The sequence below is a fragment of the Streptomyces sp. NPDC025651 genome (assembly GCF_055558735.1).
In genome coordinates this window covers 85,454-109,358 of sequence record NZ_JBVHLZ010000001.1, presented here as the reverse complement: position 1 = coordinate 109,358, position 23,905 = coordinate 85,454, and the positions used below count along the sequence as shown (strand labels likewise).

Genomic DNA, 23,905 nt, shown 5'->3' with positions numbered 1-23,905 from the left:
CCTCCGTCAAGAACGGCTCCGCCGTCGCCCCTCCGCCGTCGCCCCGTTGGGCCACAGCCTCGGCCGCCGCTTCGCCGCCAGGTCCTCGACCCAGCCCACGGCCACCACCATCAGACCGATCAACGGCCAGACCAGGACGGTCATCCACAGCATGTACGTCGTGTCCAGGGCCGAGCTCCAGCGCTCGTCCTCCATGAACGGCAGGTCGTACGCCATGTCGATGATCGGCACCGTCGCCATGATCAGGAGGTTGTGCCAGAGGTAGATCGTGACGGCCCTGTTGTTGGAGAGCGTCACCAGCTTGTCCCACTTCGCGAGCCTGCCCGGCAGCTCCTGCCACGACGGGGAGTACGTGAGCAGGATGACGACGAAGCCGAACGACCAGGCCGCCTGGGCCAGCGGGATGTCGTTCAGGTCCCAGCCGTCCGGGCCCAGATGGCCCGAGGCCCACCACAGCCCAAAGGCCATGATCAGGGCCGAGACCGACACCGCGAGGTAGCGCGGGACCTGCGCGAGCAGACCCTCCTGGTGCGCGAAGCCGAGGACCCAGCAGCTGCCGTACACCGCGAAGTCCGAGATCGCGTTGCCCGTCTCGCCGGGGATCGTGACCACGCCCGTGCCGACCACCGCGGTCAGCGCAAGCGGCGCGAACAGCGTCGCCCACGGCACCTTGCGGAACGCCCACAGCAGGAGCGGCGACGCGATGACGAACCACAGGTACGCGCGGATGTACCAGAGCGGGCCCGCCGCCTGCGCGGGCCAGGTGTCCTCCAGGAGGCCCGCCTTGTCGCCCAGGTGCCAGGGGAAGGGCGGCGCCCCCACCGGGAACACGTAGTTGACCATGCTCAGCAGGCCCCAGGTGCCCCCGTGGTCGGGGTCCTCGGAGACGTTCCAGCCGCCGGCGAAGAGCAGGAAGAGCGCGGCCGCGCTGAACACCCACATGGGCGGGAGGAGTCGGCGTACGCGCCCCTTGATGACGCCCCATGCCGGACGCTTCAGCGAGCGCGCCATCAGCGAACCCGCCAGCGCGAACATCACGCCCATGGAGGGGAACACGATCGTCAGCCACGCCCAGCCGAACAGGTGGTACACGACGACACGGACGAGCGCGAGCGAGCGCAGCAGGTCCAGGTAACGGTCCCTGCCCGGCGGCTTCTTGGGAGCCGCGGCCCGGCCCGCGAAGGCTCCGGGAGCTCCCGCGGGCGGCGCGGGCACCTGCGGCAGCGGCCGCGTCCCACCGGGTACGTGACTGTGGCTCATGCGACGGGCCTCCGATCGTGGCCGCCCGTTCGCTGTCGCGGGATGGCACCGGGCGCCTCCACCACTCCCGTGCGCCGGAGCTTCTGCCAGCGCAGGCGGCCTCCGGTGAGAGCGGTGATCCAGGACTGCAGCAGCACGACGTACATCAGCTGCCGGTAGAGGATCTGCTGGAGGGGCAGCGAGATGAGGTGGGTCATGCGTTCACGGTCCAGGCGGAAGGCGTACGCCGCGCAGACCGCCTGCACGGCGAGCACGCCGAGCCAGGCGGCGATGGTCTTCTGGGTGGGGCCGAAGACCAGGCCGTAGAGGAGGAAGACGTCGATGAGGGGCGCGAGCAGCGGGGCGAGCACCATGAAGAGCGAGACCAGCGGGAGTCCGACGCGGCCGAAGCGGCCCGACGGGCCCTTCTCGACGACCGCGCGGCGGTGCTTCCAGATCGCCTGCATCGTGCCGTACGACCAGCGGTAGCGCTGGGACCAGAGCTGCTGCACCGACTCCGGGGCCTCGGTCCAGGCGCGGGCCTTCTCCGCGTAGACGACGTGCCAGCCGTCGCGGTGCAGGGCCATGGTGATGTCGGTGTCCTCGGCGAGCGTGTCGTCGCTCATGCCGCCGACGCGCTCCAGGGCCGAGCGCCGGAAGGCACCGACCGCGCCGGGGATGGTCGGCATGCAGCGCAGCATGTCGTACATCCGGCGGTCGAGGTTGAAGCCCATCACGTACTCGATGTGCTGCCAGGCGCCGATCAGCGAGTCCCTGTTGCCGACCTTCGCGTTGCCCGCGACGGCGCCCACGCGCGGGTCCCCGAAGGGCTGCACGAGTTCGCGGACGGTGGACTGCTCGAAGACCGTGTCGCCGTCCATCATCACGATGAGGTCGAAGCGGGCGTTGGCGATGCCCCTGTTGAGCGCCGCGGGCTTGCCCGCGTTCTGCTGGCGCACCACGCGTACGTTCGGCAGGCGCAGGCCCTCGACGATGCGCGCCGTGCCGTCCGAGGAGCCGTCGTCGATGACGACGACCTCGATGGGATGGTCGCTCGCCATCAGTGAACGGACGGTCGCCTCGATGCACTTGGCTTCGTTGTAGGCGGGGACGAGGACCGAGACCGGCTCGGTGATCTGCGGGCCCCAGCGGAAGTTCCGCCGCCGCACCCGGCGGGCGTGCACCGCGGAGAGCAGCAGCATCAGGCCGAAGCGGGTGAAGACGAGGACGCCGATGACGGCGAGTGCCACGACGAGGCCGTCGGTGATGTGCTCGGAGGCGCCGACCAGGAAGACCCAGGCCTTGCCCTTCCACAGCTCGACGCCGGTGACCTTCGTGTGCGCGCTGGGGGCGTCCAGGGCCTCGGTGAGGTTGCCGAACTCGTATCCCTGCTTCTGCAGTTCGGGCAGGAAGCGGTCGAGCGCGGCGACGGTCTGGGAGCGGTCGCCGCCGGAGTCGTGCATGAGGACGATGGCGCCCTCGCCGCCCTTGGGCGTGGCGCGGCGGATGATCTCGTCGACGCCGGGACGCTTCCAGTCCTCGCTGTCGGTGTTGTTGACGACGGTGAGGTAGCCGCGGCTGCCGATGTACTTGGTCACCGGGTAGGACTTGTCGTCCATGGCGTCGGCGAAGGAGGAGTACGGCGGCCGGAAGAGCGAGGTCCTGATCCCGGCCGCGCCGGCGAGCGCGAGCTGGTTCTGCGAGAGCTCCCAGTCGATGCGGCTCGTGGACTGGTACGAGAGGTCGGGGTGGTTGAAGGTGTGCAGGCCGACCTCGTGTCCCTCGTCGACCATGCGCTGGACGAGGTCCGGGTAGCGCGAGGCCATGGTGCCGGTGACGAAGAAGACGCCGTGCGCGTGGTGTTCCTTCAGGACGTCGAGGACCTTGGGGGTCCACTCCGGGTCGGGGCCGTCGTCGAAGGTGAGCACGAGCTTGTGGTCGGGCACGCTCAGCGTGGTCTCGCGGCCGCCCCGGGTGTCGATGACCGGGCCGCCCTCCATGATCTTCCGCGGCACGTGGTCGGTGGGCGCGGGCGGCCTGACGCGGTGGTCGGCCAGGATCTCGCTGTGCACGTACCCCCGCAGCATCAGCATCGCGAGCAGCGCGGCGAGCAGCAGTGAGGGAAGCAGATAGCGCAGGGGCAGCCGACGGCGCCTGGCGGCCGGTGCCTTGCCCCTGCGTCCCTTGGCGCGGCGGCTCTGCTCACGGGGTGCCGCCTGCGGGGCGTGGCTGTTCTGGGGGTGGCCGTTCTGGGGGTGGCTGTTCTGGGGGTGGCCGTTCTGGGTCTGGCCGTTCAGAACGTGACCGTTCTGGGCGTGACTGTTCCGGGGGCGGTCCGACCGGCCCCTGTTGGTGCGGGAGTTCATCGCTGTGCGTCCTCCGAGGACGGCTGGGTGTCCGCGGCGGACTGCTGCGACGCGGACTGCTGGGCGGCCGAGGAGGACTGGTCGGGGTCCGAGGTGTAGCCGACGGGGGCCTCGCCTCCGCCGCCCGCGCCCTCTCCACCGCCCCCGCCGCCCGCGTCGCCACCCGGTTCCGGTGACTCCGTCACCGGGTCGGTGGGCGGGTCGGTCGGGTCCGTGGGGTCGGGGTCGGGGTCCGGGTCCGGGCCGTCCGTCGGGTCCGGGTCCGGGCCGGGTCTGCCGTCGTCCGTGGGGTCCGGGTCGGGGTCGGGCCTGCCGCCGCCGTCCGTGGGGTCGGGGTCGGGGGTCGTGCCCGGCTTGCCGTCCTCGTCGCCGCTGGTGGCAGGGTCGGGCCCGCCGCCATCACCCGGCGAGCGCGTCGCTCCGGTGCCGTCCGTCGCGTCGGGCGACGGTGTCGGGCCGGACGAAACGGACGGATCGACGGGATCCGCCGTGCCGTTGGGCGTGTCCACCTTGCTCGCGGGCCGGTCGTCCTTGGGGCCCGGCATGGGCAGCCAGGGTGCGCTGGAGTTGCCCGAGAAGAGGGTGGCGACGATGACCACCGCGTAGACCGCGCAGGCGATGCCGACGATCACTCCGATCCGGCGGTACCTGCGGCTGCGGCGGCCCGTCTCGTCGACGAAGACCGGCCCGTCGGCCGCGCCCTCCTGGCCGGCCTCGGCGGGCAGGTCCGCCAACTGCCGCCCCACACCGTCGATCTGAACGGTGACCTCGTTCGGATCATGGGTGTGTCCTGGTAGGGCATCTTCTCGCCAAGTTTCCATGCGTACGCACAACCCCCCACGTCACTGACTCGGGCGCGCGCACGACTTCGGGCACTTGCCGTCCGGACCGGGCCCCCACCCGACCCGAGCGCTCCCCCTATCACACTGCGCCCAGGCCATGAATGTAGCGCACCGGAGTGACAGGCGCGGTTATCAGTCAGTTCTGACTCATCATGATGAGTGCATCCTTGGCGGGAACCCATCCGTTCGAGGGTTTCCGGAGCCATCCTTCCTCCGCGGCAAGTTCGGCTGCGGCCTCCCGCAAAGCGGCAACTCCCGGATGAATCAGACCTTTTCGCCACACCAGCGACACAGGCGACAGCGGCACCGGATCCACCAGCGGTCTCAGCTCGGCCCCGGGCATGGCCGGAAAGCCCACGACGACCAGGGCTGGATTCCGATTCTTGGCCATCAGCCGCCCGAACTCCTCGGCGCCCACGGCCAGCGGCGCGGGCGGCGCGACCTCGATGCCGCGCCCCTCGAAGAGGCGGTGCGCGAGGTCGGTCCACTCCAGCGTCCGGGGGTTGCCCGCGCCGGCGTAAACCGTCTCCCCCGCGAGCGCGTCCAGCGGCACCGCGTCGAGCTCCGTCAGCGGATGGCCCGAAGGCAGCAGGACCGCCATCGGCTCGTACCGCACGGGCTGGTGGGCGAGGCGGTCGCGCACGGCCGGATCGAGCCCGGCGTACCGCCCGAAGGAGACGTCGAGCCGCCCGGCGACCATCTCGGCCGCGGCACCGGTGAGCCCGCTCTCGAAGCGGGCCATCAGCTCGCAGTCCAGGGCGAGTTCACGGGCCCGCTCCAGTACGCGGCCGAAGACGAGACCCGGGCTGTTCAGGTCGACGAGCAGCGGCCGCACGGCGCCCGTGAAGGCGGCGACCAGGTCGTCCTGCGCCTCCAGGGCGCGCCGCGCGTACGGCACGAGCCGCTCGCCGTCGGCCGTGAGCGTGACCTGGCGCGTCGTACGGGAGAAGAGCTCGGCGCCCAACTCCCGCTCCAGGCGCCGGACATCACGGCTCAGCGCCTGCTGCGCCACGTACATCCGGGCGGCGGCCCGGGTGAAGTGCAGCTCCTCGGCGACCGCCAGGAAGGCGCGCAGCAGCCGGGGGTCCACGTCGCGGGGCGGACCTGGCGTTCGTGTCATCGCGGGAACCTGCGTCGTGTCACCGCAGGAACTTACAACGCGGGTGCGTGAATCGGCACTCAGAAGGTGTTGGACCGGGCCGGTCACGCGCGGCGAGGCTGAGGCCCATGCCCAGCGACAGCCCCCGGACCGCACCCCGTACCCCGCCCCGCCCCACCGCACCCCGCAACCCCTACGCCCGCCTCTTCGCGATACCCGGCGCGACCGCCTTCACGATCGGCAACCTCGTCGCCCGCCTCCCCATGGGCATGTTCAGCGTGAGCGCCGTCATCATGATCTCCGGGGCCCGCGGTTCGTACGCCCTGGCAGGCGCCGTCACCGCGACCGGCCTCGCGGCGACCGCCGTCGTGGCCCCTTGGACGGCGCGGCTCGTCGACCGGCACGGCCAGGCGCGCGTCGCCGTCCCCGCCACCGTGTTCGCCGCGCTCGGCTCGCTCTCGCTGCTGCTGTGCGTGCGCCACGGAGCGCCCGACTGGACCCTCTTCGCCTCGTACGCCGCCACGGCCACGACCCCGAACACGGGCGGCATGTCCCGGGCCCGCTGGGCACACCTCCTCAAGGGCGACCAGCAGGCCGTGCACACCGCCAACTCCTTCGAACAGGCCGCCGACGAGCTCTGCTTCATGCTCGGCCCGGTCCTCGCGGCCTTCCTCTGCGGCACGCTCTTCCCCCAGGCGGGCACCCTGATCGGCGTGGTCCTGCTGGTGACCGGCGTCCTCGTCTTCGCCGCCCAGCGTGCGACGGAACCCCCGCCCCGGGGACGTGCGCCCACATCCTGCGAAGCCCCCTCGCCCCTCCGCGCGCGGGGGATGCCCGCACTGCTGATCACGTTCCTGGCCACCGGTGCCGTCTTCGGCTCCCTCGAAGTCGTCACGATCGCCTTCGCCGACGACCGGGGGCACAAGGCGGCCGCCGGAGTGATCCTCGCCCTTCAGGCCGCGGGCTCCTGCGCGGCGGGCCTGGTCTACGGAGCGGCGAAACCGCGCGGGCCCGTCGTCCGCCGCCACCTCCTGTGCGTCGCCGCGATGGCGGCCCTGATGGCGCTGCCGCTGCTCGCGGTGACGGTCACCGGATCGCTGGTCGCCCTCTCCGGAGCGCTGCTCGTCGCGGGGATGGCGACGGCGCCGACCATGGTCACCGGCATGACGCTCGTCCAGGACCGCACCCCCGAGGGGCGGCTGAACGAAGGCATGACCCTCGCCGTGACCGGCCTCCTCGGGGGCATCGCGTGCGGCGCCGCGGGCGGCGGCTGGGCGGTGGAGCACCTGGGCCCCGCCGCGGGCTACGGGGTGCCGGTCGCCGCCGCCTGCTGCGCCCTGCTGCTCAGCAGCGCGCAGGCTTGGCTCGGCAGCGCGCGGGCTTGACCGCTCAGCAGCGCGCGGGCTTGCGCCACGAGCACTCCAGCTCGCCGCCGTCCCGCTCGGCCCCGCGCGTCGAACGGGGCTCGACGAGGACGGCCTCGTCCTTCGTCGAGGAGGCGAGGGTCGCCACGATCGCGTCCTCCAGTGCCTTCACGGACGAGGGCATGTAGTTGTTCAGGATGATGCTGAACACCAGCTCGCGCCCGCCCTTGTCCTCGACGTAACCGGACAGCGCCGACGCTCCCGTCAACGTCCCCGTCTTGGCACGGACGTTGAGGGCCGCCGGGGTCCCGCACATCCGGGTGCGCAGCGTGCCGCCCTCGAACTTGCCGGGGGCGCAGGCCACCGGCAGGGAGGCGTACCAGTCGTCGAACCACGGCTCGCCCTTCACCGAGCGCAGCAGCTTGATGTACTGGTCGGCCGCGACGTTGTCCTTGCGCGACAGCCCGGAGCCGTCGACCTGCCGGATCCTGCCCGGGTCGACGCCGGCGGTCTTCAGGTACCCGCCGATCGCGGCGATGCCGTCGCCCCAACTGCCCGGCCTGCCGGTCGCCTTGTGCCCCATGGCCTTGGTGAGGCTCTCCGCGTGCATGTTGTTGGAGAGCTTCATGAAGGGGACCATGAGGTCCTTGACCGGCATGGAGTCGTGCGAGGCGAGCCGCCGCGCGCCCTTGGGGGCGGCGATTGCGGTCCTGGTCGGCCCGCTCACCTTCACGCCGTGCGCGGCGAGCGCGTCCCGGAAGACGGCGGCCGCGTATCCGGTCGGCTCCCAGACGGTGACCCACTCCTTGGTGGTGTCCCCGCCGACCGGCACGGTGCCGCTGACGGTGATGGTGTTCTTGCCGTGCTGCCGCTCCACGGCAATGGTGTCGTCGCCGCCCTCCGCGACGGTGGTCGCGCGCAGATCGATGTCCACGTAGTCGGTCTTCGGCGTCACGCCGACGCGCGGCTTGTCCCCGGCCTTCGCGCCCGGCGTCACCTCGACGATGACCGTGCCGGTGTCGTAGTCGGTGTCGGGCGCGACGCTCAGGGCGCTGATCTGCGCCGCGTAGTACGACGATTCGTCGTCGCCGCTCCAGTAGTCGCCGATGCGCTTGGCGTCGAACCGGGTGTCGTCGGCGACGAGCCGCCCGGACACCTTCCTGATCCCCGAGTCGGCGATCTTCGCGGCGAGTTGGCCGTAGTCCTTGGCGAGCGTGGTCGGATCACCTGTGCCCCGCAGATACAGGTCTCCCCGGAGCACGGGTCCGCTCCGCCTGCCGTCGGAGAGGACGTCGGTGGTGAACCGGTGGTCGGGGCCGAGGAGTTCCATGGCCGCGGCCGAGGTGAGCAGCTTGGTGTTGGAGGCGGGCATCAGGCGCCCGCTGGAGCGGTGCTGGTAGAGGACGTCACCGGAAGCGGCGTCCGCGACCACGACACTGGCCACGCCGCCCTCCATCCGGGGGTCGCCGAGGATCGTGTCGATGGCTTCGGGCAGCCCCGACCGGTCGGAGTCCGCCCCGGCGGGCGAACTGACGGAGAGGGTGGCCGCCGCGACGCCGAGCACGGCGGGCCAGATCCAGTGACGCATACGGTTCGTGACGCGTGGCGCGGGCCGCGAGGGCCTCGAAGATCTCACGGGTCTGCTCATGACCCAGGAGCATCCCGGACTCCACGCCCCCACAACAGACCCCACTCCGGACACGCGCGGCAAGGGATCGCGCCGACGACGCGGAGGCCCGCCGGCCCGCCGGGAACCCACCCGCGCCCGCCCACCGCGGGGCGCGGCTCACCCGCCGTCCCGCATCCCCGGTTCGGGATGCCCCCGCCGCCGTTGAGGCGGCAGCGCCGCGAGGAGGGTCAGGGCGGGGGCGGGCGCCGTGGGGGTTCCGGCGGCTCGGCGGCAGATCAGGGCGTCGGGGTCGTCGGCCGGCTGCTGGAGGCTGTAGCCGTCGGGGCACGCGGGCCCGGGCTCGCCCGTCTCCCCCTTGGGGCCCCGCTCACCGGGCGGACCGGCCGGGCCCGCGGCGCCGCCCGCACCTGCCGGGCCGTCCGCTCCGGTGGGCCCCGAGGGACCTGCCGGGCCCTGCGCGCCGTCCCGCCCGTCCAGGCCGTCCCGGCCGTCCGCTCCCGGAGGCCCCGTCGGCCCCGGCTCTCCGGACGGCCCCGCCTCACCGGGCTCGCCCTGCCGCCCGCCCTCTCCGCGCTCCCCCGGCTCCCCGTCCGAACCGTCCGAGCCGTCCGAACCGTCGGAGCCGTCCGCACCGTCCGAGCCGTCCAGGCCGTCCGCGCCACGCGAACCAGGCAGCCCCGCAGGCACCCGCACCCGCGCCAGAAGGTCGTCGATGGCGTCGGAGGGGTCCGGCGCGGCGGGGGTGTCGCCGTGGGACCTGACCTGGGCGCGCAGCGTACGTACGTCACGGGCCAGGGTGGACACCGCCTCGCCCCGCCGGTCCGCCTCCGCCGCGAGCCGGTCGGCCCGACGGTCACCCGCGTCGATGCGGGCCCACAGGATGGCGGCGACACCGGAGAGCGCGATCAGCACGCAGACGAGGAACACGCTGCGCCAGCGGCGGGCCAGGAGTCGCTCGAGCTGGGTCACGGAGTGCCTCCGAGCCGTTCGTTCGCGATGAGGAGCCGGGCGATCTCGCTCTGGTCCTTGGCGTGCAGGGCGTTCAACTCGGCGAGTTTCGCGTCGCGTTCGGCAACCTGGCGCTCCAGGCGGTCCCGCTCGATCTGAAGCTTCTCCGTGAGGCTGGAATAGCCGTTGACGGCGTTCTCGCCGCGCTTGCCGAGGTACGCCACCACGGCTCCGGCCAACACCCCGAAGCAGGCGAGAACGGAGCCTAAGAGAGTGACGGTGGCATCCAAGCGACTGCCTCCTGCTCCTGCCTGCCCGGCCTGTGCGCCCTACCGCGGGCCGCCACGAGTCCGCGCTTGGATGCAGTAACGAGTCACATGCCCCAAGGATGTGCCCGCGCCCTGCCCGCTGACCGTGCCAACAGCCTTTCGACAAACGGAAGTTGACGGCAGGGCGTGGCGGCGCAACAGGCACGGAGACGGAAACGGGCACGGAAAAAGCCCCCTGGCCTGGGGCCAGAGGGCTTCAACCTCACATGGGAATTGTGGAGATGGCGGGAATCGAACCCGCGTCCAACGGTGCAGAACCAGGGCTTCTCCGTGTGCAGTTCGCTGTGATTTTCTCGGCCCCGGTGATCTCGCGAACAAGTCTCCGACGGGCCCAGTCACTGTTTGATTTCCTCCTAGGCCCCGTGACCGGGTCTAGAAGTTTAGTTCCCTAGCTGATGCCAGGATCCGGGTCGGGAACAGCCCCGGGCTGACACTTCGCAAGTCGCTACTTAGGCAGCGAGGGCGAAGGAATCGCGCTTGGTGTTGGCGATTATTGGTTGCGACATATGGTTTACGAGATCATTGCCGCTTCCTCGACACGCTTCCCCTGCTTCGACATCCGCTGTCGAAACCGATCATCCCCATGTTGATTTTTCAATCCGGGCCTCTCGACCCTGGGTCTTTCGACCCGGTGCCCCTGCCGTGAGGGGCAAGGCCCATCGTACGTGACCAACGCACGACGATGCCAGCGTATTCCTGGTGGCCCGCTCCCGCGGCTAGCCGATGCCCTGCCGGCGCCGTGCCGCCGAGATCGCACGGTTCGTCTCGCGGGTGTCCTGCTTCTCGCGCAGCGTCTGCCTCTTGTCGTACTCCTTCTTGCCCTTGGCAAGGGCGATCTCGACCTTGACCCGGCTGTCCTTGAAGTACAGGGCCAGGGGCACGATCGTGTGACCCGTCTCCTGGGACTTCGACTCCAGCTTGTCGATCTCGGCCCGGTGCAGCAGGAGCTTGCGCTTCCGCGTGGCCGAGTGGTTGGTCCAGGTGCCCTGCACGTACTCGGGGACGTGGATGTTGTGCAGCCACGCCTCGCCGTGGTCGATGTGCACGAAGCCGTCCACCAGGGAGGCCCTGCCCAGACGCAGTGACTTGACCTCGGTGCCCATCAGCACCAGGCCGCACTCGTACGTGTCCAGGATGTGGTAGTCGTGCCGCGCCTTCTTGTTCTGCGCGATCATCTTCCGTGCGGGTGCCTTCTCGGCGGCCTTCGCGGCCTTGCGCTTTACCTTTTCCTTCGCCATAGTGCGGTCATTTTCGCACTACGAGGGGGGTCCGAGGCCAGTCAATACTTGCTCGGCCCGGGTCTCCGCCCCGTCCTCGACCTCCAGGTCCGGGGTGATGCCCTGCCCGTCGACCGCATGCCCCGAAGGGGTGCGGTAGTGGCCGACGGTCAGTTCGGCGACGGAGCCGTCGGGAAGGCGGCTCGGCATCTGGACCGAGCCCTTGCCGAAGGTCCTGGAGCCCACCACGACCGCGCGGCCGCGGTCCTGCAGGGCGCCCGTGAGGAGCTCGGCCGCGCTCATCGTGCCGCCGTCGACGAGCACGACCACGGGTCTGGCCGTGTCCCCGCCCCGCTCGGCGTGCAGGGCCTTCTGCTCGCCCCGTACGTCGTACGTGGCGACGAGGCCGCCGTCCACGAAGGCGGACGCGGCGGTGACCGCCTCCGTGACCAGGCCGCCCGAGTTCCCGCGCAGGTCGAGCAGGATCCCGGCGCCCTCGGGGGCCTCGCGCACCGCGGACCGCACGGCCTCGCCGGAGCCCTTGGTGAACGCGGAGACCCTGATGAGGGCGGCCCCGCCGGGCAGCTCGGTGACCGTGACGGAGTCGGTGGAGAGGTGCGCCCTGTGCAGCGTCCGGCTCCACGCGCGCGTGCCGCGCTCCACGCCGACGACCACCGGGGTGCCCGCGCGGTCGCCGCGCAGCAGGGCGAGGACCTCCGTGACGGGGCGTCCCGTGACGCGCTCGCCGTCGACGGAGCGCAGCCGGTCGCCCTTGCGGAGCCCGGCCCGGTCCGCGGGCCCGCCCTCGCGGACCTTGGAGACCTCGATGCGCCCGTCGGCCGCGCGCCGCGCCCCGAGCCCGACGCCGGTGTACGCGCCGTCGAGGGCCTTCTCGAACTCCTGGTACTCCCCTTGCGAGTACACGGACCCCCAGCGGTCCCCGCTGCGGCTGACGGCCTCCTCGGCGGCCTTCTTGCCGGACTTGCCGTCGGCCATGGCCTCGGCGGCGGCGTCGGCCGCGGCTTCCTCCGTGGTGTCGGCGTCGCCCTCCGAAGGGGCCGAGGCGCCGGAACGCACCGAAGGAGAGGGGGATTTCCGGCCGTCGTCCACGGCATCGCTCCAGGAGCCCGTGGCCGCGCCGGTGGCGAGGACGCTCGCGAAGACCAATGTCAGGGTCGCCCCGCGGCGGATGCGGCGGGGCCGGGAGAACCGGTCGGCGAACCGGTCGAGGCCTGACATGACGGTGAGTCTAGGACAACCGAGGGCGCCGTACGGCGGGTTGAACCGTACGACGCCCTGACACGCTGGGGGCTCTTGTCACACCTTCAGGTACTTGCGCAACGCGAAGAACGCGGCAAGCGCGGGCATCAGAAGGCCGATCGTGAGCACCAGGGGCAGCGTCGCGAGCACCTCGTCCCAGCCGATGAACTGGATCAGGTTCAGCTTCTCGGAGAGCGCGAGGCCATGGTCGATGATGAAGTACCGCCCCACGAGCAGCATTCCGCAGGCGACGGCGCCGCCGATGAGGCCGGCGACGGCTGCCTCCATGATGAACGGCATCTGGATGTAGAAGCTGGACGCGCCGACGAGCCGCATGATGCCGGTCTCGCGGCGGCGGCTGAACGCCGAGACGCGCACGGTGTTGACGATCAGCATCAGCGCCACCGTCAGCATCAGCGCCATCACCGCGCGGGCCGCCCAGTTCATGCCGTTGAGCAGCTCGAAGAGGTTGTCGAGGATGCCCTTCTGGTCCTGCACGGACTGCACGCCGTCACGCCCGGAGAAGGCGGTGGCGACCACCTGGTACTTCTCCGGGTCCTTCAGCTTGATGCGGTACGACTCCTGCATCTGGTCCGGCGTGAGGGAGCTGGACAGCGGGGAGTCGCCGAACTGCTCCTTGTAGTGCTTGTACGCCTCGTCGGCCGACTCGTGCTGGACCGTGTCCACGACGGGCATCTTCTTCAGATCGCCGAGGATCAGGTCCTTCTGCTCGTTCGTGACGGCGCCCTTGGCGCACTTGGGGTCCTGCTCGGCGTCGGCCTTGTTGCACAGGAAGATCGAGACGTTGACCTTGTCGTACCAGTAGCCCTTCATGTTGTTCACCTGGTCGCTCATGAGCAGCGAACCGCCGAACAGGGCGAGCGAGAGGGCCACGGAGACGATGACCGCGAAGGTCATCGTGAGATTGCGACGGAGACCGACGCCGATCTCCGACAGGACGAACTGGGCGCGCATGGCGGCCTTTCAGTGGATCAGGTGGAACAGACAGCGGTGGGGGTACGGGTGTCAGTGCTGGTAGCCGTACACGCCGCGCGACTGGTCGCGGACGAGACGGCCCTTCTCCAGCTCGATGACCCGCTTGCGCATCTGGTCCACGATCTGCTGGTCGTGGGTGGCCATCACCACGGTGGTGCCGGTCCGGTTGATCCGGTCGAGCAGCTTCATGATGCCGACGGAGGTCTGCGGGTCGAGGTTGCCGGTCGGCTCGTCGGCGATGAGGAGCTTGGGGCGGTTGACGAACGCGCGCGCGATGGCGACGCGTTGCTGCTCACCGCCGGAGAGCTCGCCGGGCATCCGGTCCTCCTTGCCGCCCAGGCCCACGAGATCGAGGACCTGCGGCACGGACTTGCGGATCTCGCCGCGGGACTTGCCGATGACCTCCTGCGCGAACGCGACGTTCTCGCCGACGGTCTTGTTGGGCAGGAGCCTGAAGTCCTGGAAGACGGTGCCCAGCTGGCGGCGCATGTGCGGCACCTTCCAGTTGGACAGGCGCGCGAGGTCCTTGCCCAGGACGTGCACCTGGCCGTGGCTGGTGCGCTCCTCGCGCAGGATGAGCCGCAGGAAAGTGGACTTTCCGGAGCCGGAGGACCCCACAAGGAAGACGAACTCGCCCTTCTCGATCTCGAGGGAGACGTCCCTGAGCGCGGGGCGGGTCTGCTTGGGGTAGGCCTTGGAGACGTTGTCGAATCGGATCACGGATGCACCACGGGTTGCCGGGGGTAGGTGAGCGTGACCATACGCGAAGGCGGTACACCGGCGCAGTCGGCGTCCTGAGTTGCACGGATTGTCACGGGTGACAGGGGGAACGGAACGGTCGGAAACCGTCGGGAAACGGCGGGCCGCGCCGAAATCCGCGGAAGCTGGCACAGTGGTAGGGGGAACGATTGGGTTCCCCGTAGCGTTGGGCAGGCTGAGACTGTGCGGGAGGAGAAGCGCATGACCCTGGATCGGTTGGTATGCGCGAACTGCGCAGCGCCCGTGAACGAAGGCCGCTGCCCCGTGTGCCGGGCCAATCGCGAGCGCCTGCAGCAGGAGGGGCCCTTCGCGGGGCTCAATCCCGCGGCGTTGATAGTGATGCTCGTGGTGCTGATCGCGGCGGTGGCGCTGCTGGCCCACCAGACCGCGTAGGAGCGGCACACGGAGAGTCACGGCGCCGTCACGCGCGCGCCGTCGACCCGAGCGGCACAGGCAGGAACACGCAAGGGCCCGGAGCTTCGCGAAGCTCCGGGCCCTTGCTTCTGACGTACGTCGCGTACGTCGCCGCCTGGATCAGGCAGCGGCGCCGCGGTTGCCGACGAGGCGCGGCAGGATGCGGAAGCCGATGCCGCCGGCGATCATCGTCGCGGCACCGATGACCAGGAAGGTGGTCTCGGCGGCGCCGGTCTCGGCGAGCTCGCCGCCCTTGTCGGTCTTGTCACCGGCCTGCTCGACCGGCTTGGAGCCGGTGTCGGTCAGGCTGTCCTTGCCCTTGCCCTGCTCGACGGGGGTGTTGCCGCCGCCGTCGGGGTCGGTGTCGTTGCCGCCGTTGCCGCCGCCGTTGCCGTTGCCCGGGTCGGTCGGGTCGCTGGTGGGCTTGCCCGGGTCCGTCGGGTCCGTGGTGGGCTCCGTCGGGTCCGTGGGCTCCTCGGTGGGCTCCGTGGGCTCCTCGGTGGGCTCGGTCGGCTCCTCCGTGGGCTCGGTGGGCTCCTCGGTGGGCTCCGTCGGGTCCTCGGTGGGCTCCGTCGGGATCTCCGTGGGCTCCTCGGTGGGCTCGTCCTCGTCGTCGCCCAGACCGACGTCCACCCCGACACCGGACTCGTCGGCGCGCGCGTCGGCGCTCACGCCACCGAGGTCGACGCCGACGTCGAGCGCCGAGGCGGCACCCGCGGCGGTCAGCGAGGCACCGGCGGCGATCACCGCGCCGGCGGCTATGCGCGCGACACGGATCCGCGTCTTCTTGGTCATCTGGCTGCTACCCCCAGTAGCTGAATCGTCAGTGAGGCAGCGTCCGGGGCGGCGACCACCGGGGACGATCGATCGGCCCCCACAGATCCCACGCGCCCCAGAAATACGCATGCCGCGCGCTAGCCTTTCCACTTTTCACAGCAGCGTCAAGGTCGTTGCGGGCGCGATGTCCGATATCGGGGCAGTTGACCGTCGTACGGAGATGTGACTGTGACGCAAAAGGCAACTGCCGCCTCTGGGGCGGCAGTTGCCTTGTCGATAAAGCCGCTCTGGGCGGTTTCTACTTCTCCTGCTGCTTGCGCCAGCGAATTCCGGCTTCCAGGAATCCGTCGATCTCGCCGTTGAAGACTGATTCCGGATTGCCGACCTCGAACTCCGTCCGCAGGTCCTTCACCATCTGGTACGGGTGCAGGACGTACGAACGCATCTGGTTGCCCCAGGAGTTTCCGCCGTCACCCTTGAGGGCGTTCATCTTCTCCTGCTCCTCCTGGCGGCGGCGCTCGAGGAGCTTGGCCTGGAGGACGTTCATCGCGGTCGCCTTGTTCTGGATCTGCGAGCGCTCGTTCTGACAGGAGACGACGATGCCGGTCGGCAGGTGGGTCAGGCGGACCGCGGAGTCGGTCGTGTTGACGCCCTGGCCACCAGGGCCCGAGGAGCGGTACACGTCGACGCGCAGCTCGCTCTCGTCGATCTCGATGTGGTCGGTCTGCTCGACGACCGGGAGGATCTCGACGCCCGCGAAGGAGGTCTGACGGCGGCCCTGGTTGTCGAAGGGCGAGATGCGCACGAGGCGGTGGGTGCCCTGCTCGACCGAGAGCGTTCCGTAGGCGTACGGGGCCTGGACGGCGAAGGTGGTCGACTTGATGCCGGCCTCTTCCGCGTACGAGGTCTCGTAGAGCTCGGTCTTGTAGCCGTGGCGCTCGGCCCAGCGCAGGTACATGCGCTGGAGCTTCTCGGCGAAGTCGGAGGCGTCGACGCCACCGGCCTCCGCGCGGATGGTGACGACGGCCTCACGGGAGTCGTACTCACCGGAGAGGAGGGTGCGGACCTCCATCTCGTCCAGCGCCTTCTTGACGGACTCGAGCTCGGACTCGGCCTCGGCGCGGGTGTCCGGGTCGTCCTCCTCCTCGGCCATCTCGAAGAGGACGCCGAGGTCGTCGATGCGACCGCGGAGCGCCTCGGCCTTGCGCACCTCCGCCTGGAGGTGGCTCAGCTTGCTGGTGATCTTCTGTGCCGCTTCCGGGTCGTCCCACAGGGACGGCGCGGCCGCCTGCTCCTCGAGCACGGCGATATCGGCCCTCATCTTGTCGAGGTCCAGGACGGCCTCGATCGACTCCATGGTCGAGGAGAGGGACTTGAGCTCTTCGGATACATCGACGACTGCCACGACTCCAGCCTAACGGCTACGGCAAGCGGTCATTTCCGGGCGGGGCTGCCGACGGGGTCCCTACGGGGCCCCGCGGGGCCCCGGCGGGGTTCGTGTGCGGGGGGTGCGGGGGGTGCGGGGGGTGCGGGGGGTGCGGGGCGCCCCCTGCCCCGCCGGCAGACGGACGGACGACCACGCCTACCGCCCCGGAAACCGCCCCCCGGGGGCTACGGAGTCTCCGGGGCCGAGCTGCCGCTGTCCGGCGGCGTCGCGTCCGTGTCGTCGCCGCTCGTGGCCGCCCAGGTGCCCACGCCCGCCGCGGCGGCCAGGACCGCTCCCGCGACACCCAGCGTGATCCTGCGGCGGCGGGCCGAGGCGCGGTGCTTGGCGGAGCCGGGGCGGGCCGCGCCGGACGCGCGGGGGGCGCGGGCCGTGCCGCGGGCGCCGCCGGCCAGCTCGTCCGGGCCCGGGACGCGCATGGAGGTGTGGGTGTCGCGGTTGGAGTCGGCGGAGGCCGATCCGGGGACGAGAGGGACCGCGCCGCGGCGGGGCGGTGCCTGGCTCGGCTCGGGGGCGGCCTCCTCATACGCCTCCTCGGCCGGCGCGGGGTCCGTGTCCGGTTCGTCGACGTCCAGCGGCGGCATCCCCGCGACCAGCGGAAGCAGCTCCCGCAGGCGCGCGCCCAGCTCGGAGGCGCGCAGCCGGGACGCGGGGGCCTTGGCCAGGCACTGGACGAGGAGCTGCCAGAGCTCCTCGGGGATGCCGGGGAGCGGGACCACCGTCTCCGTGACGTGGCGGCGCAGGACCGCGCCGGGGTGGCCGCCGCCGAACGGCGTGAAGCCCGCGAGGAGTTCGTACAGGACCGTGGCGAGGGCGTAGATGTCGACGGCCGCGCGCGGGGGCAGGCCCTCGATGATCTCGGGGGCGAGGTAGTCCGGGGTTCCGATGATCTTCGTCGCGCGGGTGCGGCGCGGGGAGTCGATCAACTTGGCGACGCCGAAGTCGGTGAGGAGGGCGGGGTGCGCGCCGCCGGGTCCGAGCGGGCCCTGCATGTCCAGGAGGACGTTCTCGGGCTTGACGTCGCGGTGCACGATGCCCGCGGCGTGCGCGGCGGCCAGGCCGTCCGCGACGTCCGCGACGATGGCGACCGCGGCCTCGGGGGCCAGGCGGCGCTCGCGCTCCAGGCGGGTCCGCAGGTCCGTGCCGCGGACGAGGTCCATGACCAGGGCCAGGTCGTTGCCGTCGACCACCAGGTCGTGGACGCCCACCACGCGCGCGTGGTCGAGGCTGAGCAGCGCCGTGCGCTCCTGGACGAAGCGGCCGACGAGTTCCTGGTCGGAGGCCAGGTCCTCGCGCAGCAGCTTGATGGCGACCGGCCCCTCGGGCCCCTCGCCGAGCCACACCGTGCCGGCGCTGCCACGGCCCAGGATCTGGTGGGCGGTGTACCGGCTGCCGATCTTGCGCGTCAAGACTGCTCCTACGGATGCGTGTTGGCGACAAAACTACGCGGCATCGCCGCCAACCTTCACTCCGGGAGCAGAAATCACTCTGCAGATGTCGACAAATCCATAGGATCGTCGACCAGTTGCCTAGTTCCCGCCGACCTTGCCCATCCAGTCGCTGACCGTGTTGTACCAGTCCGTCAGCTGCTCCCAGTAGCCCTTGGTCGTGCCGATCCAGTCCTGGAGCGGGCTGAACTCCCAGACCAGCCAGCTCGCCACGAACAGGATGACGATCGTGAACAGGCAGCCCTTCAGGCAGCCGAGACCGGGGATCTTCATCGGGTTGGCACTGCGCCTGCGCGGCTCACGCGGCTCGCGCGCGGGGCGCGGGGCGGGCTGCTGGGGCGGCGGCGCCTGCGGGGGCGCCGCGTACTGCTGCGGCTGGTGCTGGGGCTGGTGCTGCTGCGGCGCGGGCGCGTACTGCTGCTGACGCCGCTGTCCGCGCGGCTGCTGCGGCGCGTACTGCTGGGGGCGCTGCTGCGGCTGCTGCTGGGGGCGGGCCACCTGCCGCTGGGGGCGGCGGCGCAGCGGGTCGTCGTTCGGGTCCAAGTACGCCTGGTACTGGGTCTGTTCGTTGCGGTCGCGGGCCGCGGCCATCTGGTTCTGCCAGGGGTGCGGCTCGTTCGGGTCCGAGCCGGGCGCGTTCGGCGGGACCGGCGGCATGACCGCGGTCGGGTCGGCCGCGCCGCGGTTGTTCGGCAGCACGGAGGTCGGGTCGGCGTCGCCGGATCCGGGGCCGCCCTGGCCGCCGGTGCTCTGCATGACGCTGGTCGCCGCGTTCGGGTCGTACGAGCCCGCGTTGTTCGGCAGGACCTGCGTGGGGTCGGCCGCGCCCGGGGTCTCCGGGACGTGGGCGGGCGCCGGGTCCGGCATGAGCAGGGCGCCGACGCCCTCCGCCGCGGCGATCTGCGCCGGGGTGGAGTGCACGCCGACACCCTCGGCGACGGCGCGCAGGCCGCGGGCGAGGTTCTCGGCGCTGGGGCGGCGGTCCGGGTTCTTGTCGAGGCAGCGCTCGATGACCGTCCACAGCGGGTCGGGCACGGTCGAGGGGCGGCGCGGCTCGGCGCTCAGGTGCTGGTGGAGCACCTCCAGGGCGGAGCCGCCGGCGAACGGCGGACGTCCGGTGACGAGCTCGTACAGCAGGATTCCGGCGCCGTAGATGTCCACGGCGCTGGTCTGCGGGCGGCCCTCGGCGGACTCCGGGGCGACGTACGCGGGCGTGCCGACGAACTCGTGGGTGCGGGTCAGGCCCGGGGAGTCCGCGAGGCGCGCGATGCCGAAGTCGGTGAGCATCGGGTGCATCCCGGCCGCTTCGTCGGAGTCCCACTTGAGCAGGACGTTCGCGGGCTTGAGGTCGCGGTGCACGACGCCGTCCGCGTGGCTCGCGGCCAGCGCGTCGGCGATCTGGGCGGTCAGCAGGGCCGCGGCGACCGGCGTGAACGGGCCGTTCTCGCGCAGGTAGCGGTGCAGGTCGGGACCGTCGACGAGGTCCATGACCAGGGCGAGGAGATCTCCCTCGACGACCAGGTCACGGGTTCTGACGATGTTCTCGTGCGTGAGCCTGAGCAGGACGGACCGCTCCCTGAGGAAGCGCATCACGACGTCCGCGTCGTTGGCGAGCTCTTCCTTGAGGACCTTGATCGCGACGGTCTCGCCGGGCTGGCCGGGAACGGCCGCCTCGGCCCCTGCGGTCTCCCGCTGGCGGGCTCGCCAGACGGTGCCCGTGGCGCCGCGCCCGAGCGGCTCCTCGAGCAGGTACTTGCTGCCTACCGGCCGCACGTCATGCGCTCCCTGCTGGTCTGGCTGGTCCCGTCCGGACGCTGGTCCTGTCCGGGGGTCTGTCCGAAGGTGTTCCGACCCACTGTAGTGCCGCCGAACGGGGCACCGGCGGGTCGGATTCCGCCCGGCCCTTTTCTTTCCGGGACGTTCCGGATCGCTGTTCGGTGGAAAGACGCTCGCCCGTGGCCATTGGTTGCCGAGTGGTCCCGAATTGACCATCTCCTATGACCCCTCGTAGATATCCGCAACGGTCCAACCAGGCACTTTTCCGAGCAGAGCCGACCAATCAAGATCACTTACGGGTGGCCGCCGGGCGTGTTGTCAGCGGCAGGTGCGAGGATGCCTCCAGTACTGGCCGACGTGCCCGTGTGCGGTGGGGGGAATCACAGCGCGTGTCCCCGTGCCGGGCGCCCAGCGCAGAAGGGACCGCTGACGGCGATGCAGATCCGGCTGACCGTCCTCGGGCCGCGCAGCGGCCAGACCGAGCAGCAAGGCCGCCCCACGGCGGCGACCGGGCCCCAGGGCGCCTGTGACGTCCTGGTCACCGCCCCGGCCGGGACGGCGCTCGCCGCGGTGGCCTCCGGCCTCGCCACGGCCGTCGCGGGCAGCGAGGGCCCCCTCGTGCTGTACGCGGGCCCGGAGCGCCTGGACGCCCAGCGCTGCACCCTCGGCGAGCCCCCCTTGATGGACGGCGCGGTGCTCTCGCTGGGCGCCCCCGCCGACCCCGGACCCGAACTGGCCGGAGCGGCCGCCCAGTTGCACGTGGTGGCGGGCCCGGACGCGGGCGGCGTCCATCTGCTGCACGGCGGCCAGATCCGCGTGGGCCGCTCCGCCGACGCGGACGTCCCGCTGGACGACCCGGACGTCTCCCGGCTGCACTGCGCGGTCACCCTCACGCCGGACGGCCGGGTCACGGTCACGGACCTCGGCTCGACGAACGGCACCTCGGTGGACGGCCGCGAGGTCACCGACCGCCCGGTGCGGCTCTCCCCCGGCTCCCTGCTGCGCATCGGCGAGTCCGCGCTCCGCCTGACGGACGGCGGCCACGGCCCGGCGTCCGGCGCGGGCGGGGCGCTCACGACGGCCCCGGACGGCGAGGGCCACGTGCGCGTGCGGCCCGTTTCGGCCGGCGGCCCCGCCTCCGGGGCGCGAGGCCCCGAGGGGCCCACCCACCACGCGTACGGCACCGCGAACTGGGGCGCCTCGGGAGGTCACCCTCAGGAGGGAACGTACGAAGGCCCCGAGCAGGGCCGCACGTACGGGACGGACAGCCGGACCGGGTCCTTCGGGACTCCCGGACAGCCGGTGGCCGGTGACGTGCCCGTCGTGCCGCGGCAGGGCCACGCGTCCGACGCCGAGCGGAGCCGTACCGGAACCCCCGCGCGCGGGACGACCGTGCCGCGCGGCCTGCGCAAGCGCGGCGGCCTCTCGGCCTGGGCCCGCCGGCTGACCGGGGGCAGGGACGGCGGACAGGACCCCACTCCGTACGAGGACGAGGCGTACGGCGGCCACGGCGGCCGTGACGAGGCGTACGGGCGGGCAGAGCCCGGCGGCCCCGCGGCCCCCACCCCCGAGGACCTCGCCGTCGCCGCGGCCGCGCGCACGCCCGAGTCGTGGCCGGATCCCGCCTCCCTGCTGCTCACCGCCCTCGGCCCCGGCCCCCGCCTGTGGGAGCGCGGCCCCGGCCACCCGGAGGCGCTCGCGGTGCGGCTCGGCACCGTCGACCGCGTCATGCCCGCCGAGAGCGGACCGGAGGGCCTGCTGCCCGCCGTGCCCGTCACGGTCGGGCTGCGGGAGGCGGGCGCGCTCGGCCTCGCGGGCCCCAGGGACCGGCTGACCGGCCTCGCCAGGGCCGTCGTCGCGCAGCTCGCCGCGCTGCACTCCCCCGACTCCCTGGAGATCGTGCTGATCAGCACGGACCGGGCGCGCTCCACGGCGGAGCGCACCGCCGAGTGGGCCTGGCTCGGCTGGCTCCCCCACCTGCGGCCCACCCACGGCCAGGACTGCAGGCTCCTCCTCGCCTACGACCGCGACCAGGCGGCGGCGCGCGCGGACGAGCTGATCCGGCGGCTCGACGACCGCATCGCCGACGGCGCGGGCAGCGGTGCCGCCGGGGCCCACACCGTCGTGGTCGTCGACGGCGACCCCGGTTCGGCGGGGCTGCGCGAGGCCACCGTCCGGCTCGCCGGTGAGGGCGCGCGGGCCGGGATCCACGTCGTGTGCCTCGCCGAGACCGCGGCCGCCTCGCCCGCGTCACCGGTCCTCGAGACGTACGAGGCGGCGTGCTCGGCGTCGCCCGCCTTCCGCGCGTGCGGTGCCGTCGCCCTCCTCAGCGGCGACGTGGCGACCGCGCTGCGGCTGATGCGGACCGCGGGCGGACGCCCCGCGGGGCACGGCACCGTCGCCACCGTGGACGCGGTGTCGCCGGCCTGGGCCGAGCGGTTCGCGCGGGCCCTCGCGCCGCTGCGGTCGGACGGCACGGCGGGTGAGGGGCACGCGCGCGTGTCCGCCCCGCTGCCCCAATCCGCCCGGCTGCTCGACGAGTTGGGGCTCGCCAGGGCCACGCCCGCCTCCCTGATGGCGCGGTGGGCCGCGGCCGCCGACGACCCCGAGGCGCTCGGCGGGCGTGCCGTGGCGGTGCTCGGCGCGGGGCCGCGCGGGCCCGTCCTCGCGGACCTCGTGGCCGACGGGCCGCATCTGCTCGCCGAAGGCCCCGCGGGCAGCGGGCGCACGGAACTCCTGAGGTCCGTCGCCGCGTCCCTGGCCGCCGCCGAGCGGCCCGACCGGCTCGGCATCGTGCTCGTGGACGGGCGGGACAGCGCGGGCGGGGCCGCGGGGCGCCAGGGCGCGGGCCTCGGGGCCTGTACGGACCTGCCGCACGTCACCACGCACCTCGTGGCCAACGACCCCGTGCGGATGCGGGAGTTCGCCCAGTCCCTGGCCGCGGAGCTGAAGCGGCGGGCCGAACTCCTCGGCAGGCTCGGGTTCGCGGAGTGGCACACCCAGCGGGAGGTGTCGGGGCGGATGGTGGCGCAGCGGTCGCAGCCGTCCGCGGCGGCCGCTTCCGGGGGCGTCGGTGCTTCCGGGGGCGTCGGCGCTTCGGGGGGCGTGTCCCTGCCGGCGCAGGTGTCCGACGGCGATCTGGACACGCCGCCCAGTTCCACGATGCGACTGCGGCCGGCCTCGGCGCGGCAGCAGGTGGATCCGGGGCCCCCGCTGCCCCGGCTCGTCGTGCTCGTCGACGACTTCGACGCGCTTCTGGCGCCCGCGCTCGGCTCTCCCGGGCGGCCTGCCGCGGGGTCGGTCGTGCGGGCGCTGGAGGCCGTGGCGCGGGACGGGGAGCGGCTCGGAGTGCATCTCGTGGTGGCGACGGCGCGGAGCGAGCGGGTCCTCGACACCGAGTGCGGCCAGCGGGCGTCGCTGCGGGTGGCGCTGGACGCGGTGGTGGCAGGGCCCGAGGAACCCGCGCCCGGGCGGGGGGAGCTGTGCTCTCCGGACGGGCGGGCCACCCCCTTCCAGGCGGGACGGGTGACCGGGCGGATCCCCCGTACGGCTACGTTGCGGCCCACGGTGGTGCCGTTGGAGTGGGAGCGGATGGGGGATCCGCCGGCTCGGCGGCCCGTGCGGGAGCTGGGCAACGGGCCTACGGATTTGGCCCTGTTGGCCAGTGCGCTGGAGAGGGCGGCTCGGTCTGTCTCTGCGGATCAGGTGCCGTCGCTTTTGTAGGCGGGGGACAACTGCTCTTGGTAGAGGCCTTGTTGATCGATGCCCGGCAGCTTCGGGTCGCGCCCACCCTTCCCCGAGCTCTCGGCTCCGCTCGTGCGGGGGAGACCCGTGCGAAACGCCTGCCCACAACGGCAGCAACTGGTTCATCACCGGCCATGACACCACGTCACAACGCCATCACGATCGATGAGTTGACAGCGCAGGCCATCTTGCCGCCTCTCCCCGCGCGGGCGTAGACCAGATCGCACGGGACTCGCCAGGGAAGAGAACGGGG

18 protein-coding genes and 1 other RNA gene are annotated in these 23,905 nt (G+C 72.2%); 3 read left to right on the top strand and 16 right to left on the bottom strand.

All coding sequences use genetic code 11. The features are described 5' to 3' along the window. Positions 1-6: 6 nt before the first annotated feature. The 4 genes from ACZ4D5_RS00395 to ACZ4D5_RS00380 all read right to left on the bottom strand — a co-directional run bounded on the left by ACZ4D5_RS00395 (position 7) and on the right by ACZ4D5_RS00380 (position 5,567). Positions 7-1,260, bottom strand: a complete 1,254-nt coding sequence (locus ACZ4D5_RS00395) for an acyltransferase family protein (RefSeq protein WP_467770094.1) — start codon at positions 1,258-1,260, stop codon at positions 7-9. Further along, a complete protein-coding gene (locus ACZ4D5_RS00390; RefSeq protein ID WP_467770093.1) occupies positions 1,257-3,605 on the bottom strand; it encodes a glycosyltransferase in 2,349 nt (782 codons plus the stop codon). Before ACZ4D5_RS00390 ends, ACZ4D5_RS00395 begins: the two co-directional genes overlap by 4 nt. Then, positions 3,602-4,351: a hypothetical protein gene (locus ACZ4D5_RS00385; RefSeq protein ID WP_467770092.1), complete on the bottom strand. Its 750-nt coding sequence runs from the start codon at positions 4,349-4,351 to the stop codon at positions 3,602-3,604. The genes ACZ4D5_RS00390 and ACZ4D5_RS00385 overlap by 4 nt, the downstream gene beginning before the upstream one ends. Before the next feature lie 232 nt (positions 4,352-4,583). Then, positions 4,584-5,567, bottom strand: coding sequence for a LysR family transcriptional regulator (locus ACZ4D5_RS00380; RefSeq protein WP_467770091.1), 984 nt, complete (start codon positions 5,565-5,567; stop codon positions 4,584-4,586). Positions 5,568-5,674: 107 nt separating this feature from the next. Between ACZ4D5_RS00380 and ACZ4D5_RS00375 the strand changes: the two genes are divergently transcribed. Further along, a complete protein-coding gene (locus tag ACZ4D5_RS00375; protein ID WP_467770090.1) occupies positions 5,675-6,931 on the top strand; it encodes an MFS transporter in 1,257 nt (418 codons plus the stop codon). A gap of 4 nt (positions 6,932-6,935) precedes the next feature. Here ACZ4D5_RS00375 and dacB read toward each other — a convergent pair whose 3' ends face one another. The 8 genes from dacB to ftsE form a co-directional block, all read right to left on the bottom strand. Continuing rightward, positions 6,936-8,498, bottom strand: a complete 1,563-nt coding sequence (dacB, locus tag ACZ4D5_RS00370; protein ID WP_467770089.1) for a D-alanyl-D-alanine carboxypeptidase/D-alanyl-D-alanine endopeptidase — start codon at positions 8,496-8,498, stop codon at positions 6,936-6,938. A gap of 198 nt (positions 8,499-8,696) precedes the next feature. Beyond that, positions 8,697-9,509 carry a collagen-like domain-containing protein gene (locus tag ACZ4D5_RS00365; RefSeq protein ID WP_467770088.1) on the bottom strand — a complete coding sequence of 271 codons (813 nt, stop codon included), beginning with the start codon at positions 9,507-9,509 and terminating at the stop codon, positions 8,697-8,699. Further along, positions 9,506-9,778, bottom strand: a complete 273-nt coding sequence (locus ACZ4D5_RS00360; protein WP_467770087.1) for a hypothetical protein — start codon at positions 9,776-9,778, stop codon at positions 9,506-9,508. Before ACZ4D5_RS00360 ends, ACZ4D5_RS00365 begins: the two co-directional genes overlap by 4 nt. A 252-nt stretch (positions 9,779-10,030) precedes the next feature. Further along, positions 10,031-10,400, bottom strand: a transfer-messenger RNA (tmRNA) gene (gene ssrA / locus ACZ4D5_RS00355). Between the two features lie 133 nt (positions 10,401-10,533). Beyond that, positions 10,534-11,055: an SsrA-binding protein SmpB gene (smpB, locus tag ACZ4D5_RS00350; protein ID WP_467770086.1), complete on the bottom strand. Its 522-nt coding sequence runs from the start codon at positions 11,053-11,055 to the stop codon at positions 10,534-10,536. Positions 11,056-11,073: 18 nt separating this feature from the next. Beyond that, positions 11,074-12,273 (bottom strand): S41 family peptidase, encoded by a 1,200-nt coding sequence (locus ACZ4D5_RS00345; RefSeq protein ID WP_467770085.1) that lies wholly within the window; start codon positions 12,271-12,273, stop codon positions 11,074-11,076. Positions 12,274-12,351: 78 nt separating this feature from the next. Next, on the bottom strand, positions 12,352-13,269 hold the full coding sequence (ftsX, locus tag ACZ4D5_RS00340; RefSeq protein ID WP_362339802.1) for a permease-like cell division protein FtsX: 918 nt from the start codon (positions 13,267-13,269) through the stop codon (positions 12,352-12,354). A gap of 51 nt (positions 13,270-13,320) precedes the next feature. Beyond that, positions 13,321-14,010: a cell division ATP-binding protein FtsE gene (gene ftsE / locus ACZ4D5_RS00335; protein ID WP_362339801.1), complete on the bottom strand. Its 690-nt coding sequence runs from the start codon at positions 14,008-14,010 to the stop codon at positions 13,321-13,323. Positions 14,011-14,250: 240 nt separating this feature from the next. Here ftsE and ACZ4D5_RS00330 point away from each other — a divergent pair, with 240 nt between their 5' ends. After that, positions 14,251-14,442 (top strand): hypothetical protein, encoded by a 192-nt coding sequence (locus ACZ4D5_RS00330; RefSeq protein WP_467770084.1) that lies wholly within the window; start codon positions 14,251-14,253, stop codon positions 14,440-14,442. Between the two features lie 141 nt (positions 14,443-14,583). Here ACZ4D5_RS00330 and ACZ4D5_RS00325 read toward each other — a convergent pair whose 3' ends face one another. The 4 genes from ACZ4D5_RS00325 to ACZ4D5_RS00310 form a co-directional block, all read right to left on the bottom strand. After that, complete coding sequence (locus ACZ4D5_RS00325; RefSeq protein WP_467770083.1) at positions 14,584-15,258, bottom strand: LPXTG cell wall anchor domain-containing protein; 675 nt, start codon at positions 15,256-15,258, stop codon at positions 14,584-14,586. A 280-nt stretch (positions 15,259-15,538) separates the two neighbouring features. After that, positions 15,539-16,645, bottom strand: a complete 1,107-nt coding sequence (gene prfB / locus ACZ4D5_RS00320; RefSeq protein WP_362339798.1) for a peptide chain release factor 2 — start codon at positions 16,643-16,645, stop codon at positions 15,539-15,541. A gap of 206 nt (positions 16,646-16,851) precedes the next feature. Beyond that, positions 16,852-18,093 carry a serine/threonine-protein kinase gene (locus ACZ4D5_RS00315; protein WP_467770082.1) on the bottom strand — a complete coding sequence of 414 codons (1,242 nt, stop codon included), beginning with the start codon at positions 18,091-18,093 and terminating at the stop codon, positions 16,852-16,854. A gap of 120 nt (positions 18,094-18,213) precedes the next feature. Then, positions 18,214-19,905 carry a serine/threonine-protein kinase gene (locus ACZ4D5_RS00310; RefSeq protein ID WP_467770081.1) on the bottom strand — a complete coding sequence of 564 codons (1,692 nt, stop codon included), beginning with the start codon at positions 19,903-19,905 and terminating at the stop codon, positions 18,214-18,216. Positions 19,906-20,343: 438 nt separating this feature from the next. Between ACZ4D5_RS00310 and ACZ4D5_RS00305 the strand changes: the two genes are divergently transcribed. Continuing rightward, positions 20,344-23,631 (top strand): FHA domain-containing protein, encoded by a 3,288-nt coding sequence (locus tag ACZ4D5_RS00305; RefSeq protein WP_467770080.1) that lies wholly within the window; start codon positions 20,344-20,346, stop codon positions 23,629-23,631. Positions 23,632-23,905: the final 274 nt, after the last annotated feature.